Source organism: Rhizobium sp. T1470 (assembly GCF_042140505.1).
GTDB lineage: Bacteria > Pseudomonadota > Alphaproteobacteria > Rhizobiales > Rhizobiaceae > Rhizobium > Rhizobium favelukesii.
The window spans coordinates 704,945-720,146 of record NZ_CP148091.1 but is presented as its reverse complement, the minus strand read 5'-3'; the positions used below and the strand labels follow the sequence as shown (position 1 = coordinate 720,146).

Annotated in this window: 15 protein-coding genes and 4 pseudogenes; 8 read left to right on the top strand and 11 right to left on the bottom strand. The window is 61.7% G+C overall.

The window, feature by feature from the left end:
- Nucleotides 1–37 precede the first annotated feature (37 nt).
- Nucleotides 38–793: pseudogene (gene argB, locus WGT02_RS03600) on the top strand (acetylglutamate kinase); the annotation flags it as partial.
- 5 nt (nucleotides 794–798) lie between these two features.
- Here argB and WGT02_RS03595 read toward each other — a convergent pair.
- From WGT02_RS03595 to WGT02_RS03580, 4 genes and pseudogenes are all read right to left on the bottom strand, one after another.
- A pseudogene (locus tag WGT02_RS03595) lies at nucleotides 799–948 on the bottom strand (hypothetical protein); the annotation flags it as partial.
- Nucleotides 932–1,705 carry an isocitrate lyase/phosphoenolpyruvate mutase family protein gene (locus WGT02_RS03590; protein WP_024314560.1) on the bottom strand — a complete coding sequence of 258 codons (774 nt, stop codon included), beginning with the start codon at nucleotides 1,703–1,705 and terminating at the stop codon, nucleotides 932–934. The gene WGT02_RS03590 and the pseudogene WGT02_RS03595, both read right to left, overlap by 17 nt.
- Entirely contained in the window at nucleotides 1,702–2,781 is a 1,080-nt protein-coding gene (locus WGT02_RS03585; protein WP_208249087.1) for a bifunctional transcriptional activator/DNA repair enzyme AdaA, read from the bottom strand. The genes WGT02_RS03590 and WGT02_RS03585 overlap by 4 nt, the downstream gene beginning before the upstream one ends.
- A gap of 54 nt (nucleotides 2,782–2,835) precedes the next feature.
- Nucleotides 2,836–3,018 (bottom strand): hypothetical protein, encoded by a 183-nt coding sequence (locus WGT02_RS03580; RefSeq protein ID WP_037068977.1) that lies wholly within the window; start codon nucleotides 3,016–3,018, stop codon nucleotides 2,836–2,838.
- A gap of 14 nt (nucleotides 3,019–3,032) precedes the next feature.
- On the opposite strand from WGT02_RS03580, the pseudogene WGT02_RS03575 reads away from it, so the two are divergent.
- Nucleotides 3,033–3,248 (top strand): annotated as a pseudogene (locus WGT02_RS03575) (magnesium-protoporphyrin IX monomethyl ester cyclase); the annotation flags it as partial.
- Here the strand turns inward: WGT02_RS03575 and WGT02_RS03570 are convergent.
- Nucleotides 3,243–3,392, bottom strand: a pseudogene (locus WGT02_RS03570) (magnesium-protoporphyrin IX monomethyl ester cyclase); the annotation flags it as partial. The pseudogenes WGT02_RS03575 and WGT02_RS03570 sit on opposite strands and share 6 nt — an antisense overlap.
- A gap of 157 nt (nucleotides 3,393–3,549) precedes the next feature.
- Between WGT02_RS03570 and WGT02_RS03565 the strand changes: the two are divergent.
- Nucleotides 3,550–4,257, top strand: a complete 708-nt coding sequence (locus WGT02_RS03565; protein WP_007802038.1) for a pyrimidine 5'-nucleotidase — start codon at nucleotides 3,550–3,552, stop codon at nucleotides 4,255–4,257.
- Nucleotides 4,258–4,367: 110 nt separating this feature from the next.
- A complete protein-coding gene (locus WGT02_RS03560; RefSeq protein ID WP_208249088.1) occupies nucleotides 4,368–5,006 on the top strand; it encodes an EF-hand domain-containing protein in 639 nt (212 codons plus the stop codon).
- A 45-nt stretch (nucleotides 5,007–5,051) separates the two neighbouring features.
- Here the strand turns inward: WGT02_RS03560 and WGT02_RS03555 are convergent, their stop codons facing one another.
- Complete coding sequence (locus WGT02_RS03555) at nucleotides 5,052–5,918, bottom strand: LOG family protein (RefSeq protein ID WP_024314556.1); 867 nt, start codon at nucleotides 5,916–5,918, stop codon at nucleotides 5,052–5,054.
- A gap of 192 nt (nucleotides 5,919–6,110) precedes the next feature.
- On the opposite strand from WGT02_RS03555, the gene dapD reads away from it, so the two are divergent.
- The 3 genes from dapD (at nucleotide 6,111) to WGT02_RS03540 (ending at nucleotide 8,907) form a co-directional block, all read left to right on the top strand.
- A complete protein-coding gene (gene dapD, locus WGT02_RS03550; protein WP_208249089.1) occupies nucleotides 6,111–6,971 on the top strand; it encodes a 2,3,4,5-tetrahydropyridine-2,6-dicarboxylate N-succinyltransferase in 861 nt (286 codons plus the stop codon).
- 159 nt (nucleotides 6,972–7,130) lie between these two features.
- The gene (gene dapE / locus WGT02_RS03545) at nucleotides 7,131–8,324 is read left to right on the top strand and encodes a succinyl-diaminopimelate desuccinylase (RefSeq protein WP_024314554.1); all 1,194 of its coding nucleotides are present in this window, start codon (nucleotides 7,131–7,133) and stop codon (nucleotides 8,322–8,324) included.
- A complete protein-coding gene (locus tag WGT02_RS03540; RefSeq protein ID WP_024314553.1) occupies nucleotides 8,311–8,907 on the top strand; it encodes a hypothetical protein in 597 nt (198 codons plus the stop codon). The genes dapE and WGT02_RS03540 overlap by 14 nt, the downstream gene beginning before the upstream one ends.
- Nucleotides 8,908–8,923: 16 nt before the next feature.
- Here WGT02_RS03540 and WGT02_RS03535 read toward each other — a convergent pair whose 3' ends face one another.
- Complete coding sequence (locus tag WGT02_RS03535) at nucleotides 8,924–9,823, bottom strand: LysR family transcriptional regulator (RefSeq protein WP_208249090.1); 900 nt, start codon at nucleotides 9,821–9,823, stop codon at nucleotides 8,924–8,926.
- Between the two features lie 172 nt (nucleotides 9,824–9,995).
- Here WGT02_RS03535 and WGT02_RS03530 point away from each other — a divergent pair, with 172 nt between their 5' ends.
- On the top strand, nucleotides 9,996–11,153 hold the full coding sequence (locus WGT02_RS03530; RefSeq protein ID WP_024314551.1) for a serine hydrolase: 1,158 nt from the start codon (nucleotides 9,996–9,998) through the stop codon (nucleotides 11,151–11,153).
- A 6-nt stretch (nucleotides 11,154–11,159) separates the two neighbouring features.
- On the opposite strand, the gene truA is transcribed toward WGT02_RS03530, so the two are convergent.
- The 4 genes from truA to WGT02_RS03510 form a co-directional block, all read right to left on the bottom strand.
- A complete protein-coding gene (truA, locus tag WGT02_RS03525) occupies nucleotides 11,160–11,966 on the bottom strand; it encodes a tRNA pseudouridine(38-40) synthase TruA (protein WP_208249091.1) in 807 nt (268 codons plus the stop codon).
- Nucleotides 11,966–12,901, bottom strand: a complete 936-nt coding sequence (gene fmt / locus WGT02_RS03520) for a methionyl-tRNA formyltransferase (RefSeq protein ID WP_024314549.1) — start codon at nucleotides 12,899–12,901, stop codon at nucleotides 11,966–11,968. Before fmt ends, truA begins: the two co-directional genes overlap by 1 nt.
- A 173-nt stretch (nucleotides 12,902–13,074) precedes the next feature.
- Complete coding sequence (gene def / locus WGT02_RS03515; RefSeq protein ID WP_024314548.1) at nucleotides 13,075–13,593, bottom strand: peptide deformylase; 519 nt, start codon at nucleotides 13,591–13,593, stop codon at nucleotides 13,075–13,077.
- Nucleotides 13,594–13,687: 94 nt separating this feature from the next.
- Nucleotides 13,688–15,187, bottom strand: a complete 1,500-nt coding sequence (locus WGT02_RS03510) for a globin-coupled sensor protein (protein ID WP_208249093.1) — start codon at nucleotides 15,185–15,187, stop codon at nucleotides 13,688–13,690.
- Nucleotides 15,188–15,202: the final 15 nt, after the last annotated feature.

The following is a 15,202-nucleotide window of genomic DNA, read 5'->3' as shown; positions in this document are numbered from 1 at the left end:
GAGATAAAAGGCCGCGATCAATTCCGCGGGGTATCCCATGAACCAGTCCGAAAGCGAAACCCAGGCACGCCTCCTTGCACAGGCCCTGCCCTTCATGCAGCGTTACGAAAACAAGACGATCGTCGTGAAATACGGCGGCCATGCCATGGGCAACGCCGAACTCGGCAAGGCTTTCGCGAGCGATATCGCACTGCTGAAACAATCGGGTGTCAACCCGATCGTCGTCCATGGCGGCGGACCGCAGATCGGCGCGATGCTGACCAAGATGGGCATCGAATCGAAATTCGAAGGCGGGCTGCGCGTCACCGACGCCAAGACCGTCGAGATCGTCGAGATGGTTCTCGCCGGCTCGATCAACAAGGAGATCGTCGCGCTCATCAACCAGACCGGTGAATGGGCGATCGGCCTTTGCGGCAAGGACGGCAACATGGTCTTTGCCGAAAAGGCGCAGAAGAAGGTCAAGGATCCGGATTCGAACATCGAGCGCGTGCTCGACCTCGGCTTCGTCGGTGAGGTGGTCGAAGTGGACCGCACGCTGCTCGACCTGCTTGCCCGCTCCGAGATGATCCCTGTCATCGCTCCGGTGGCTCCCGGTCGCGACGGCGCAACCTACAACATCAACGCCGACACGTTTGCCGGGGCGATCGCCGGTGCGCTGAATGCCACCCGCCTGCTTTTCCTGACGGATGTTCCCGGCGTTCTCGACAAGCAGGGCAACCTGATCAAAGAACTTTCCGTTGCGCAGGCGCACGCGCTTATCGCCGACGGAACGATCTCAGGCGGCATGATCCCGAAGGTCGAGACCTGCATCGATGCGATCAAGGCAGGCGTCCAGGGCGTCGTCATCCTGAACGGCAAGACGGCCCATTCCGTGCTGCTCGAGATCTTCACCGAGCATGGCGCCGGAACGCTAATCGTTCCCTGATCGCATTTAACCCGCGGCGGCATAGACCGCCGCGGCAGCTTCCTTCAGCTTCTCCATCATCGCCCGATATGGTCCCGGTCCGTAGCTGACGCGAGCGACGCCGAGTCTTGCGAGCGTCTTCACATCCGGCGCCCCCGGCCTCATCATGATGTTGACCGGCAGTGTTGACGCGCCGCAGATTTTCTCGATCAACGCTGGATCAATCAGCCAAGGCACGAAGAAGCCGCTGGCACCGGACGCAGCGTAAGCCTTGCCGCGCTCGATTGCTTCGTCGACGAGGCCCGCATGCTTGGATTGGTCGCCTTCGCGCAGGAACAGATCGGTGCGCGCATTGATGAAGAAGGCAATGCCACGGCCATGCGCCATCTCGCGAATAAAGCGGATGCGGGCAGTCTGCTTATCCACAGGATGCAGCCCCTCTCCGCCAACCACTTGGTCTTCGAAATTGATGCCGACGGCGCCCGCGTCGATCAGCGTGGCGACATTGGCGGCCGCTCCGGCAGGCTCGGTCGAGTACGCCCCTTCGAAATCGACGGAAAGCGGCAGGTCGTTGACCGCCGTGATCTGGCGAGCCGTGGCTACCAAGGCGTCCAGCGGAATCTTCTGACCATCCCCATAGCCTTGTGCTGCGGCAACCGACCAGCTTCCCGTCGCCAGCGCTTTGGCCCCAGCCTCGGTCACGGCCTTCGCCGTTCCAGCGTCCCATATGTTGTAAAGGACGACCGGATTGCCCTTTTGGTGCAGCGCGCCGAACGCCCTTGCTTTCTCAGCCTGGTTCATTGAATTTCCCCCACAAACAGCCTCTTGGGCTTCATCTTCTCTTCGTGTTGCAAAAGCCATTGCTTGCGCCAGAGCCCGCCGCCATAACCGGTCAGCGACCCGTCGGCACCGATCAGCCGGTGGCAGGGGATGACAATCGCCATCTGGTTCGCCCCGTTGGCGCGGCCGACGGCACGCACCATCTGCGGGTTCTCCATGCCACGTGCAATGTCGCCGTAGGCGCGTGTCTCGCCAATGGGTATTTCCATCAGCTTCGACCAGACCCGGCGCTCGAAAGCCGTGCCGAATCCCAGCGCAAGCGGCGTCCGGAACGCCGTGGACCGGCCACCGAAATAGGCTTTCAGCTCGGCATCGATCTGCTCGATCGCCGGCGTGCGGCCGGATGCAACCGAGGAGCGCGTCTTGCGCTGCAGCTTCTCCAGTTCTGCTGGCAACGCCTTGCGGTCATGGAACTCAAGAAGATGCAGATGCGTCTTGTCGGCCACCGCCACCATGGGGCCGAGCGGCGTTTCAAACCAATCGGCAACCAGAAGATCGCGGTTCTGCGACATGACAGGCGCTTTGCCGATCAGCCGCTGAAATGCGGCGCGGAACCCGCTGCCGGACTCATATCCAGCCTCGATCTGAGCATCGATGACCCGCGCGCCGTTCGCCAGTTGTTTTGCCGCCTCGCCGAGACGCCGGTAGCGGGCGATATCGAGAAAAGTCATGCCGAGCGTCCGCTTGAAAGCCCTCCGTACGGTCGAGGGATCGTAGCCGCGACCGATCAGGTCGTCCTCCGTCCAACGCGCTGCCGGATCGCCGTCGAGTGCATTGAGCAGCTCGTCGACGAGCGGCTCCCGGCCCGCCTCTTCCAGCGGCCGGCACCGTTGGCAGGGTCGGAATCCCGATTGCATGCAGGTGGCGACGGTATCATAGAACAGCGTGTTTTCCCGTTTGGGCTTGCGAGCCGGGCAGGTCAGCCGGCAGAAGATACCCGTTGTCTTGACGCAAACGTAGGCAAGGCCTTCGTAGGCCGGGCTACGGGCAATCAGCGCATCGTAGAGCGCATCGTCACTAGGAAGATCGAAAAGCATGAGGCGTTCTACCATCCCTTGCGGGCCGCGTCCGCCGCAAATCGGGCGTCTATTTTATTCGGCGGCATCAATGACGGCTGGTATCGACCGCCTGGGCGAACGCGCCGGCAGCAGCATTGATTCCTCCTCCGCATCCTGCGGTGCTCCCCAGAAGGCCTCCAGCGTCGGGCCATTCTTCACCATCCGTCTGCGAACGAAGAACTCGACAAGCTCGTGAAACCAGACGCGCCTTCCCATCTGCGTAGGTCCACGGCATTGCTTTTCGGGACCGCCGGGGCGAAGCATCCGCGACCCAACCCGCCCGAGCGATTGCATCGCTCGACAGCTACCGTGTCGCCTGGGAGCTGATCGACCACGCTCGCTACAGCTATTGGGGCGGCAAGCGCGCGGTCGTCATGCAGTTCTCGCGCGGCTGTCCGTATCTCTGCAACTATTGCGGCCGGCGTGGTTTCTGGACCCGCTGGCGCGAACTCGGCGTCGATCAAAGTGACCTCATGCCCGGCATCGATCAGCGGGACGCCGATCGAAAGTAGGCCAAGCGGCGGAAGATGATCATCCGGGATACGGCTGCCGATTGCGGTATGCGGCGGATTTATCAGGGTGATCTTCACTGGCTGTCCCCCGGGTTGCAGACGCTGCAGAACAGACCCACACGATGGCAAAAATCAGCGAATATCGTCTTAAAGTTGAGAACTTCCGAAGGCATTTTTGCGAAGATTTGCGCCGAAAGACTTTGGCACAGGCCGCAGGCCATGCCATAACGCCCCCATGACCAAGATAGATCGCACGCCAACCAAGGCGGACTTCTCGCATGTGACCGAGTGGGTTTTCGACCTCGACAACACGCTCTACCCGCACCACGTCAACCTTTTCGCGCAGATCGACAAGAATATGACGGCCTACGTCTCGACGCTGCTGCAGATGGAGCGGGACGAGGCGCGCAAGCTGCAGAAGCAATACTATCTCGATCATGGCACGACGCTGCAGGGTTTGATGATCCACCACGGCGTCGACCCGAATGACTTCCTCGAGAAGGCGCATGCGATCGACTATTCGAGCCTGACGGCGCAGCCCGAACTGGGTGCGGCAATCAAGGCCCTGCCGGGTCGCAAGTTCATCTTCACCAACGGCAGCGTCAAGCATGCCGAGATGGCGGCCGGCGCGCTCGGCATCCTCGAGCATTTCGACGATATCTTCGACATTGTGGCGGCGGACTTTGTGCCGAAGCCAGCGCAGGCGACCTATGACAAGTTCGCGGCGCTCAAGCGCATCGAGACCGGCAAGGCGGCAATGTTCGAGGACCTGCCCCGCAATCTCAAAGTTCCAAAGACGCTTGGCATGCAGACCGTCCTGCTGGTGCCGAACAACCTCGAGGATACGGTTGTCGAATGGTGGGAAAAGACCAGCGGCGAGGACGATCACATCGACTTCGTGACTGACGATCTTACTGATTTTCTTGCGAAGATTGCCGGCTAGATTACCAAAGTTTCATCCAGCTTACCGATCTTTAATTGGGCAGTTTGCCGCACCGGCCCTACCCTTTCATCTGTAATCCCCATTAAGATTGCAGATTGAAAGGAATTGAAATGTCTCGGAACAAGCTGATACTGGCCGCACTCTCCTCCGTCATGATCGTCGGTGCCGCAGCCGGCACCAGTTTTGCTGCGTCACACGACAAGAAGCATCATCCGCCTCGCCAGCAACACCGCATGGGCATGATGATGGGACCGCGCATGGGCGCGATCCGTGAAGTCATCTTCGTTCGGATGCTGAAGCAGTTCGACACGAACAAGGACGGTCAGATTTCCAAGCAGGAAGCCAAGGATGGCATGGAGGCAATCTTCGTTGCCATCGATACCGACAAGGACGGCTCGCTGACGCCGGGCGAGATCCGCAAGTACCACGAAGCCAAGATGGCCAAGGCGAAAGCTCCAGCCGACGATGCCGCGGATGACGATGCTGCACCGATGGCACCGCCGACCGATGCCGACAACGCGCAGCCGGCACCATCGCAGCCCGGACCCGACGGCGGCCCCGATCGCCGCGGCATGCATGGCGGGATGATGCGCGGCATGATGATGATGCAGCGCTTCGATACCGACGAGAACGGCCAGATTTCCAAGCAGGAAGCCGAAGCCGCCTTCGAGAAGTTCTTTACCTGGATGGACCGCGACAAGAACGGCGTGATCTCGCTCGACGACATGCCGGATCGGCCGCTCCCGTAAGCAAAGACTTACCGATAGCGAGGCCTGCCGCTCCGGCGGGCCTTTCTATTCGTGGTGCTCGTAGAAATCCTCGATGATCTTCCACGCGGCGTCCGCAGTGTCGACGAAGCTGATCAGATCGACATCGTCGGGCGCGATCGTGCCGAACTCAGCCAACGCCTCGAAATCGATAATGCTGCGCCAGAACTTTTCCCCAAACAGGATGAGCGGCATCTTTTCCATGCGGCCCGTCTGGATCAGCGTCAGGCATTCGAAGAACTCGTCGAGCGTGCCAAAGCCGCCGGGAAAGACCGCGATCGCCTTGGCGCGCACCATGAAGTGCATCTTGCGGATCGCGAAATAATGGAAATTGAAGCTCAGTTCCGGCGTGACGTAGACGTTCGGCGCCTGCTCGTGCGGCAGCACGATGTTGAGGCCGATCGAGGGGGCGCCCTCGTCGGCCGCGCCGCGATTGCCGGCTTCCATCACACCCGGACCGCCGCCCGTGACGACGACATACTCATGAAAATCGAAGCCTGCCGAATATTTCGAGCACAGCCGCGCGAACTTGCGTGCTTCGTCGTAGTACACCGACGCTGCTTCCAGATTGGCGCGCTGCGTCTCGTTTCTCGCCGCCCAGGCGCTCTGGCCGGGAGCCGGAATGCGCGCACCGCCGAACATGACGACGGTCGACTTGATGCCGCGCTCCGTCAGCAACATTTCCGGCTTCATCAATTCCAGCTGCAGGCGGATCGGCCGCAGCTCCTCGCGGCACAGAAAGTCCTCATCGGCATAAGCAAGACGGTAGGCGGGCGACAGCGTCTGCGGCGTCTTCGGCACGGCCTCGGCGCGGTGCTTGTCGGTTGCGCTCGTCTTCAGCGGGTCCCAGACGCCATCCTTGCGCCGCAGCCTGCCGTTTCTTGCCTTTGCCATGTCGAAATGCCTTTCAGTATAGCCGGCAAACACTGCCGGTAGGTCGTTTCATGCGTGAATCGGGAGAATTACCATGCCCCGAAAAATCATTCCATTTTACCCTTGCATGGGATAGAGCAGATCGCATCCCGCCAATCACAATTCCCGGAGGCTTCGGTCTCCACGATAGAGATCGAAGTTTAAGGAATTCCCATGAGCGCCACCGACCTTTCTTCCCTCGAAAAGACCGTCGAAGCTGCTTTCGATAACCGCGACAACGTCAATACGTCCACGAAGGGCGAGGTCCGCAATGCCGTCGAGGCAGCGCTCGAACTCCTCGACGGCGGCAAGGCACGCGTTGCCGAGCGCGGTAGCGACGGCGCCTGGAAGGTCAATCAGTGGCTGAAGAAGGCCGTGCTCCTCTCGTTCCGTCTGAACGACATGGAAGTCGTCAAGGGCGGTTCGGGCAACTCGACCTGGTGGGACAAGGTGCCATCCAAGTTCGAGGGATGGGGCGAAAACCAGTATCGCGCCGCGGGCTTCCGCGCCGTGCCGAACTGCGTCGTGCGCCGCTCGGCCTACATCGCCAAAAACGTCGTGCTGATGCCGTCCTTCGTCAATCTCGGCGCCTTTGTCGATGAGGGCACGATGGTCGACACCTGGGCGACGGTCGGTTCCTGCGCGCAGATCGGCAAGCACGTTCACCTGTCGGGCGGCGTCGGCATCGGCGGCGTGCTCGAGCCTATGCAGGCAGGCCCGACCATCATCGAAGACAACTGCTTCATCGGCGCGCGTTCGGAAGTCGTCGAGGGCTGCATCATCCGCGAGGGCTCGGTTCTCGGCATGGGCGTCTATATCGGCAAGTCGACCAAGATTGTCGACCGCGCGACAGGCGAAGTCATGTACGGCGAAGTGCCGCCCTACTCCGTCGTTGTCGCGGGATCGATGCCGTCGGGCAACGCCACGATGGCCAACGGCCTGCCGGCACCGCACCTCTATTGCGCCGTCATCGTCAAACGCGTCGATGAAAAGACCCGCTCGAAGACCGGCATCAACGAACTGTTGCGCGACTGACAAGTCGTGATGTTCCGGCGGCCTGCGCGTCTTGGGAGATACGCGCCGCCCGAACGCTGACGCCGGACATCGATCCGGCAAAATGGACGGCACATTTCAGCAAGGCGGTATCGCCGCCTTGCCTTTTCTTTGCCACTACCGCTGGATAGTTCCTCACCCATGACCGCTACCGATCCCGTCGCCAATCTCCAGGTTCTGATTCGCTGCCCGTCTGTCACGCCAGCCGAGGGCGGCGCGCTTTCGGCGCTCGATGCCATGCTGTCGCCGCTTGGCTTCAAGGTGGACAAGGTGAAGGCGACAGCACCGGGAACATCCGACATCGAGAACCTCTATGCGCGCCTTGGCGATGACGGCCCGCATCTGATGTTTGCCGGCCATACCGACGTGGTTCCGGTTGGCGACGAGCAGGCATGGTCGCACCCGCCCTTTGCCGCCGAGATATCAGGTGGCGAGCTCTTCGGCCGCGGTGCCGTCGACATGAAGGGCGGGGTTGCCTGCTTCGTTGCGGCCATCGCACGCCATATCGAGAAGCATGGAGCGCCGAAGGGTTCGGTCTCCTTCCTGATCACCGGCGACGAGGAAGGCCCGGCGATCAACGGCACGATCAAACTACTACAATGGGCAGCCGAGCGCGGCGAACGCTGGGATGCCTGCCTCGTCGGCGAACCGACCAACCCGGACAAGCTCGGCGACATGATCAAGATCGGCCGGCGCGGATCGCTCTCCGGCAAGATCACGGTGCACGGTGTACAGGGCCATGCCGCTTATCCACATCTGGCCGACAATGCCGTGCGGGGTATCGTACAGTTGACTCAGGCGCTGATGGACCCGCCGTTCGACGGCGGTACCGACAATTTCCAGCCGTCCAACCTTGAGGTGACGACCATTGATGTCGGCAATCCTGCGACGAATGTCGTACCGGCCAATGCGACGGCGAGCTTTAACATCCGTTTCAATGACACGTGGACGGCCCAGAGCCTGCAGCAGGAGATCCTGCGCCGCCTTGACGCAGCCGCCGCCGACAGCGTGTTCCGTCCCGGTCGCGCGCCACTGAAGTACGATATCGTCTGGGCAGAGCGGCCGAGCCACGTCTTCCTGACGCGCAACAACGCGCTGATCGCCTCGCTCTCCTCCGCTGTCGAGAGTGTGACCGGCCAGTCGCCGAAACTCTCCACCACAGGCGGCACGTCGGACGCCCGTTTCATCAAGGACTACTGCCCCGTCGTGGAGTTCGGTCTTGTCGGCCAGACCATGCACATGGTCGATGAACGCGTCGCTGTTTCCGACCTCGAGCGACTGACAGTAATCTATGAAACGTTCATCGAGCACTGGTTCGCGAATGCCGGGCTTTAGAGAAGTTCAATATTATCTGGCGGGGATCTGGCTGCTGATCCGCATGGATCCGCGTGGGTTCCGCTTCCTCGACATGTCGGAGCGCGGCGTCAACCGCTCGTTCTGGGCAATCCTATGGTGCCTGCCGCCGATGGGAATCTCGTGGCTCTGGTGGCGCCAGGCGTTCCTGCAGACGATGCCGCCGCATACCGATGTCGGCGCGCTTTTCTATTTCCGGCTCGGGCTCGTCGAAGCCGCCAATTGGTTCGTGCCGCTGGTCTTTGCAGGCTTGCTGCTGCTGGCCTTCAAGAAGGGCGAGCGTTTCGCGCCCGTTATCGTCAGCGTCAATTGGCTGGGTGTCCCGCTCTCCTATATCAACGGCCTGCTGCTCGCACTAGTCTTCTTCCTGCCCCAACTTGTCGGCGTCGTCTCGCTGCTGCTGCTTGCCTTCATGCTGGCGCAGGTCTTTGCGATCGCACGCATTCTCAGGATGATCTTCTACGGCCAGGGCCTGATGATCGGGGCACTCACGCTGCTGCTGCTCGTGCCATCGCTCATGCTGTCGGAATACCTGCAGCGCTTTCTCGGCATTTATCCGGTATAAATCGACCGGGATCGACCTATTCCGACAGTGCAATCATGCGCGCCTTCAGGAGGTCGACCATCCCTTTCACCTTCATCGTCAGCGCGCCCGGCGGCCGGAGTGCGTAGATGCCGCTGCCATCTGGCCTCGGCAGCATTGTCGGGAAGAGCCGCACCAGCCTGCCATCTCTCAATGGCTCGGCCACCAGCCATGTCTGCAGGTGGATGATCCCAAGCCCGGCGATGGCGCTTGCAAGAAGCCCGTCCATGTCGCCGCAAACAAAACGACCCGAAACCTCAAGTCGGTCTTCGGAGCTGGTTTCGCCGAACTGCCACATCCCGGCCTTCATTGGCTTCGGTGTGGTCAGGCAGGCGTGATGCACGAGGTCTGCCGGTACCGCGGGAACACCGTGCCGCTGAAGATAGGACGGCGCGGCACAGACGACGCTCTCCGTTGTCGCAAGCTTCGTCGCGAGAAGCGCGGAATCCTGCAGCTTGCCAATGCGGACGGCAAGATCGATGCCATCCTCGAGAGGATTCACGGCCCGATCCTCCAACGACAGTTCGAAATGCACCTTCGGGAACCGCTCCAGATAGACCGGCACCAGCGGAACAACGTGACGCTGGCCGAAGCAGACCGGCGCCGAGATCATCAGCCATCCCTGCGGCTCGTTCGCCATCGCCGCGACGATGCTTCGGGTCTCCTCGAGCTGGCCGAGTACCTGCCGGGCGCGGTGGCAAAGCGTCTCACCTGCCGATGTCAATGCGAGCCGGCGTGTGGACCGGTAGAACAGCTCCACCCCAAGCTCGCCTTCCAGCATGTCGATCTGCCGCGATATCGATGATGCCTGCATATTCATATCCCGGCCGGCGGCGGAAAAGCTCCCTCCGGCAACAACCCTGAGAAAGACATCCAGCCGATCCGCGAAACCCGTCATCTTTGTCCTCCACGCAAAGCTCTTGCGGATATAGAGACGATTATCGCAGTCGGACGCAAGCATTAAGGTCTCCCATAGTCAATGCAACGGGCCGGGCACCAAGGCTCGTCCAAATTTTCCAGCCGTCCCTGAGGCGGCCGAGTGCGCCCGCCGTTCCTTCGAGAGGAAAAACATGTCTTCCTTCGCAATCGTCAGGCCAGACCCGAAAATGACGCGGCTACTCGACAGCGCAATCGACTCCGCGCTGGACGAGAAGCGGCTCGTCGGCACCGTCGTCCTGGTCGCGCGGGAGGGCCGCGTTGTCTACAGCCGTGCCGCCGGCATGGCGGACCGGGAGAGCGGCCAGCCGATGAGCACAGACACGATCTTCCGGCTTTCTTCGGTGACCAAGCCGATCGTCGCCATCGCCGCCATGCGGCTTGTCGAGCAGGGGCGCATCAATCCGGCCGATCCCGTCGCCCGCTGGCTGCCCTATTTTTATCCCCCGCTGGCGGACGGATCAGCACCCGTCATCACCATCCATCATCTGTTGACGCATACGGCAGGTCTCGGCGACGGCTTCAATGGGGATGCAAACAAGCGGAAGCCCGACGGCGCCGATATCGCGGGCAGACACCCCAGCATCGCGCTCGAAGAAGAGCTTCGCCGTCTTGCAACCGAACCGTTGCTCTACGAGCCCGGCAAGGGCTGGCGCTATTCGATCTCGATGGATGTTCTCGGTGGCATCATCGAGAAGGAGACCAGCGCGCCGCTAGGCGAGGCAGTCGCCGCGCTCGTCACGAAGCCGCTTGGACTTTCCGACACTGCGTTTCATGTAACCGACCGCGGCCGCCTTGCCGTCCCCTACAAGAATGCAGCGCCACAACCCGAGCCGATGGGATGGGAGGATTCGATCATTACCCCTTCCGGTGTGTTCGGCTATTCGCCGGGGCGCATCTTCGATCCCGATATCTATCATTCCGCCAGCGGCGGCATGGCAGGCACAGCCGGCGATATCCTCGCCATACTGGAAACCATAAGACGCGGCGGAGCGCCGCTGCTTGATGCGAGCACCGTTTCCGCGATGATCCGCGACCAGACGAACGGCCTGACCGGGCTTCAACGACCCGGGCTGGGTTTCGGCTACGGCTGGGCTGTTGTCACCGATCCCGACCGCGCCGGGCTGCCGCTGGCGCGGGGAGCGATCCAGTGGGGCGGCGTCTACGGCCACTCGTGGTTCATCGATCCGGAAAGGAGCCTGACGGTGGTGGCGCTTACGAACACGGCGCTCGAAGGGTTGTTCGGCGCCTTCCCATTCGATATCGGCACGGCCATCTATCAAGCCCGGTAGGCCAGGTCATGATAGATCGTCACCGTCATCGCTGCCCTCCAGCCTGCGGTGGCGGTCGGTGATGACGTCTGGATAGTCGACCTGCATGAAATAGAGCCCGTCGGGCGGCGCAACGGGGCCACAAGCCTTGCGGTCGCGGGCATCCAACGCAGCGCGGACATCGTTCGGCGTCCATTTGCCCTCACCGGCGAGCTTCAGTGTTCCCGCAAATGACCGGATCTGGTTGTGCAGGAAGCTTTGGGCCGTCGCGCGGATCTCGATCAGTTCGCCGCTTCTTGTCACGTCCAGCCGATCGAGTGTGCGGATCGGGCTGTTGGCCTGGCAATGGGCGGAGCGGAACGTGGAGAAATCGTGCTTGCCGACAAGTGTCTGCGCGGCGGCATGCATGGCCTTGTGATCAAGGGTCTTCGGCACCCACCATGCCTTGCCGGCCTCAAGCGCCAGCGGCGCCCGGCGGCTGATGATGCGATAGAGATAGTGGCGCCGCAGCGCCGAGAACCGTGCGTCGAAGAACTCACTCGCCGCTTCCACGCTGATGATCGCGACGCGCTCGCCGGCCAGCTTGAGATGGGCGTTGAGCGCGTTCTGAAGCTTGAAGCCCGACCATTCCCTGGCGAGATCGGCGTGAACCACCTGACCCGTGGCATGAACACCGGAATCGGTGCGGCCTGCCCCACGGATCGACACCGTCTCACCGCTCGCCGATCGGATCGCCTTCTCGATCGCACCCTGGACGGACGGCCCGTTTTCCTGCCGCTGCCAGCCGACGTAAGGACCACCGTCATATTCGACGATCATGCGGTAGCGGTGCATCAAGGGAGCCTCGTACCTGATGCAAGTGGCGTTCCACGCAGGAAGTCGGCAGCCAGCAACGGCTTGCCACCAGCCTTTTGCAATTTGGTCAGGCGAACGGCGCCGGTTTCGCAGGCAACGACCAGATCGTCTGTCAGCAGTTCACCGGCGCTGCCGCTGCCTTGCGCAAGCTCCGAGGCCAGCACCTTCACCCGCTCAGGCTTGCCGCCGATTGCAACTTCGAACCATGCGCCGGGAAACGGCGCCAGACTGCGAATGTGATTATGGACTTCGGCAAAATCCTTGGAGAAGTCGATCCGCGTCTCACCCTTGTCGATCTTGGCGGCGTAGAGCACGCCGTCCGACGGCTGCGGCGTCAGGGGAAGATCGCCCATCTCGAGCTTGACCATCGCCTCCGCCATCGCCTTGGCACCGAGATGCATCAGCTTGTCGTGCAACTCTCCGGCCGTCATGTTGGCACCGATCTCGACTTCGCTGGTGAGAGCCACTGGCCCGGTATCCAGGCCTTTGTCCATCTTCATCACCATCATGCCGGTCTTTTCGTCGCCGGCCATGATTGCCCGCTGGATCGGGGCGGCTCCCCGCCAACGCGGCAGTAGCGAGGCATGACCATTGTAGCAGCCGTAGCGCGTGCCGGTCAGGATCGCCTCCGGCAGCAGCAGGCCATAGGCAACGACCACAGCGACGTCCGCATCATGGGCCCTGAAGCGCTCGCGTTCTTCCGGATCCTTGAAATTCACCGGGGTAAAGACCGGAATGGCGAGCAGTTCGGCCGCCTGCTGCACCGGCGACTTCTGCAGGTCCAGCCCGCGCCGTCCGCCTGGCCTTGGCGGTTGGGTGTAGACGGCGAGGATCGTGTGCCCGGCGTCGACCAGCTGTCGCAGGGTCGGGACAGAAAATTCGGGCGTACCCATGAAGATGATGCGAAGCGACATTTCTATCTCGCCATGTTTCCGGTCAGCCGTCTTCAAACGGGTTTACGAGCTTGAGATCAAGCCCCTTCAGGCACCTGCCCGCGACATTGCTGGCCCGCGGGGCGCCATGCATTTGCCCGCCTTCGTCGGATCGGCGCGCCTCGCAAGCAGGGCCGCACCGACGGACGTCCGGGTTAGAGAGCCTTCGTCGACTTCGCCGCCTTGGTGAACTTCTTGACGACCATGTCGCGCTTCAGACGGGAAATGTGGTCGATGAAAAGCACGCCGTTCAAGTGGTCGATCTCGTGCTGCAGGCAGGTGGCGAGCAAGCCGTCGGCCTCCACCATCTGCTCCTTGCCGTCGCGGTCGAGGTACTTGACCGTCACGGTCGCAGGTCGCTCGACTTCAGCGTAATAGTCGGGAATGGAGAGGCATCCCTCCTCATACACCGAACGTTCATCGGAAGAGGCGACGACGTCTGGGTTGACGAAAACCAGCGGTTGCTTCTCTTCGCCTTCGCGGGAAACATCAATGACCAGCATGCGGCGCGGCACGCCGATCTGGATGGCAGCAAGGCCGATACCCGGCGCATCGTACATGGTTTCAAGCATGTCGTCGGCAAGGCGCTGAAAATCGGCATCGACGCGCTCGATCGGCTTGGAAACCTGACGAAGCAGCGGATCGGGAAGAATGATGAGTGGCTTGATGGTCATGGCGTTCCCATAACGCATCTTTTTCCAGGATGGAATTATCCGGCAGGCAGGTGGAGCGCTTTTTTACGCCCCAGCCCGGAATTTCGCCGCGTTCCTATCGGGCGGCGCGGCGCGGAACGGCCAGCGAACGATGCTCGACGCCGGTACGGAAGCGCTGCAGCAGCGCGATCAGATTGTCGACTTCTCCGCGCAGGCGCCGAGTCTCGGAAGAGGTGTTCTCCACCATTCCTGAGTTCTGCTGCGTGATCGTGTCCATGTTGCGGATGGCGACGCTGACCTCGTCAACCCCGGTTGCCTGATCGCGTGCGGCAGCGGCGATATCGGCAACGAAGCGGTTGATGATATCGATGCGGTTGATCATGTCGTTTAGTGCCTCTCCGGTGCTGCTGACAATGTCCACCCCTTCGTTCACCTGTGTCGAGCTTTCCGAGATCAGATTCTTGATCGCCTTGGCCGCGTCTGCCGTGCGCTGTGCGAGCTGGCGAACCTCCTGCGCCACGACGGCAAAACCCTTGCCCGCATCGCCAGCACGCGCAGCTTCAACGCCGGCATTCAGCGCCAGCAGATTGGTTTGGAACGCAATCTCATCGATCACGCCGATGATCTTCGCGATCTCAGTCGACGATTTTTCGATGCCGGCCATCGCTGAAACGGCGCTGGTGACGAGCTCGCCCGAATTCTTGGCCTTCTGTTGCGTCTCGCGAACAGCGCCGGACGCCTTTTCGGCGTTTGCGGCTGTCTGACCGACGCTGACCGAGAGCTGCTGCAGCGCCGCCGAGCTTTCCTCGACGCCGGCGGCTTGCTGGGCCGTGCGCACGGCAAGGTCATCTGTGGCCTTGGCGATCACGTCCGTACCCCTCAGGATTTCACCAGAGGTTGCCCGCACCGAGGCGAAGGAGGTGCGAAGAGCCGCAACCGCGCGGTTATAATCATCGGCCATCGCCCTGAAGTTGCCAGGGAGGTCAGGAGGTAGGGTCGCCTCGAGGTCGCCGTTCGAGAGGGCCTCCAGGCCGCGGCGAAGATGGTCGAGCGCAATTGCCTGATCCTGTTCGGCTTTCGCCCTCTCTTCCTCCAGCTTGCGGCGCCTCTCTTCAAGCGCTTCGAGGTAAACCGAGATCGAGTAATCCATATCCAACATCGCCGCCTTGATAACGGCGGCAAGCTTCTCGGCCAGAACCTTGCCCTGCTGCTTGGCAAACATCGAGGGCCACTGCTTGGCCATCAGGCCCTTCACGAGTTCGCTCATCAGCAAGGCATAGCCGCCGATGTACCAGCGCGGCTCGAGGCCGATGCGGGCGTGTGTCTTGCCAACCGCGACCACGCCCTTCACGTAGCTTTCGTCGAAGTTGCCGCCCGCCAGTTTGGCCCAATGCTCTTCCTGACGCTTCTTGGCGTGTCCCATATGTGCCTTGTCGGCAAAGAAGTTCGCAACCTCCGATGTCTTCGCCAGCTTCGCGTAGAACTTGTCGAGGGCGCCGCCGAGCAGCTCCGAGATTGCCGGGCGCATCTCGCGCAGCGCCGTACGGGCTCCATCATCCAACTCGATGAAATCGAGGCGTTGCTTGAGCGCGCTGTCCGACTGCTGGCTGGTCATGATGTCTCTGCTTTG

What these genes read in the sequence shown, in the direction of transcription:
- WGT02_RS03590 (WP_024314560.1), bottom strand. Translation starts at nt 1,705, where the DNA reads ATGAACCAGGCTGAGAAAGCAAGGGCGTTCGGCGCGCTGCACCAAAAG.
- WGT02_RS03585 (WP_208249087.1), bottom strand. Translation starts at nt 2,781, where the DNA reads ATGCTTTTCGATCTTCCTAGTGACGATGCGCTCTACGATGCGCTGATT.
- WGT02_RS03580 (WP_037068977.1), bottom strand. Translation starts at nt 3,018, where the DNA reads ATGGGAAGGCGCGTCTGGTTTCACGAGCTTGTCGAGTTCTTCGTTCGC.
- WGT02_RS03565 (WP_007802038.1), top strand. Translation starts at nt 3,550, where the DNA reads ATGACCAAGATAGATCGCACGCCAACCAAGGCGGACTTCTCGCATGTG.
- WGT02_RS03560 (WP_208249088.1), top strand. Translation starts at nt 4,368, where the DNA reads ATGTCTCGGAACAAGCTGATACTGGCCGCACTCTCCTCCGTCATGATC.
- WGT02_RS03555 (WP_024314556.1), bottom strand. Translation starts at nt 5,918, where the DNA reads ATGGCAAAGGCAAGAAACGGCAGGCTGCGGCGCAAGGATGGCGTCTGG.
- dapD (WP_208249089.1), top strand. Translation starts at nt 6,111, where the DNA reads ATGAGCGCCACCGACCTTTCTTCCCTCGAAAAGACCGTCGAAGCTGCT.
- dapE (WP_024314554.1), top strand. Translation starts at nt 7,131, where the DNA reads ATGACCGCTACCGATCCCGTCGCCAATCTCCAGGTTCTGATTCGCTGC.
- WGT02_RS03540 (WP_024314553.1), top strand. Translation starts at nt 8,311, where the DNA reads ATGCCGGGCTTTAGAGAAGTTCAATATTATCTGGCGGGGATCTGGCTG.
- WGT02_RS03535 (WP_208249090.1), bottom strand. Translation starts at nt 9,823, where the DNA reads ATGACGGGTTTCGCGGATCGGCTGGATGTCTTTCTCAGGGTTGTTGCC.
- WGT02_RS03530 (WP_024314551.1), top strand. Translation starts at nt 9,996, where the DNA reads ATGTCTTCCTTCGCAATCGTCAGGCCAGACCCGAAAATGACGCGGCTA.
- truA (WP_208249091.1), bottom strand. Translation starts at nt 11,966, where the DNA reads ATGCACCGCTACCGCATGATCGTCGAATATGACGGTGGTCCTTACGTC.
- fmt (WP_024314549.1), bottom strand. Translation starts at nt 12,901, where the DNA reads ATGTCGCTTCGCATCATCTTCATGGGTACGCCCGAATTTTCTGTCCCG.
- def (WP_024314548.1), bottom strand. Translation starts at nt 13,593, where the DNA reads ATGACCATCAAGCCACTCATCATTCTTCCCGATCCGCTGCTTCGTCAG.
- WGT02_RS03510 (WP_208249093.1), bottom strand. Translation starts at nt 15,187, where the DNA reads ATGACCAGCCAGCAGTCGGACAGCGCGCTCAAGCAACGCCTCGATTTC.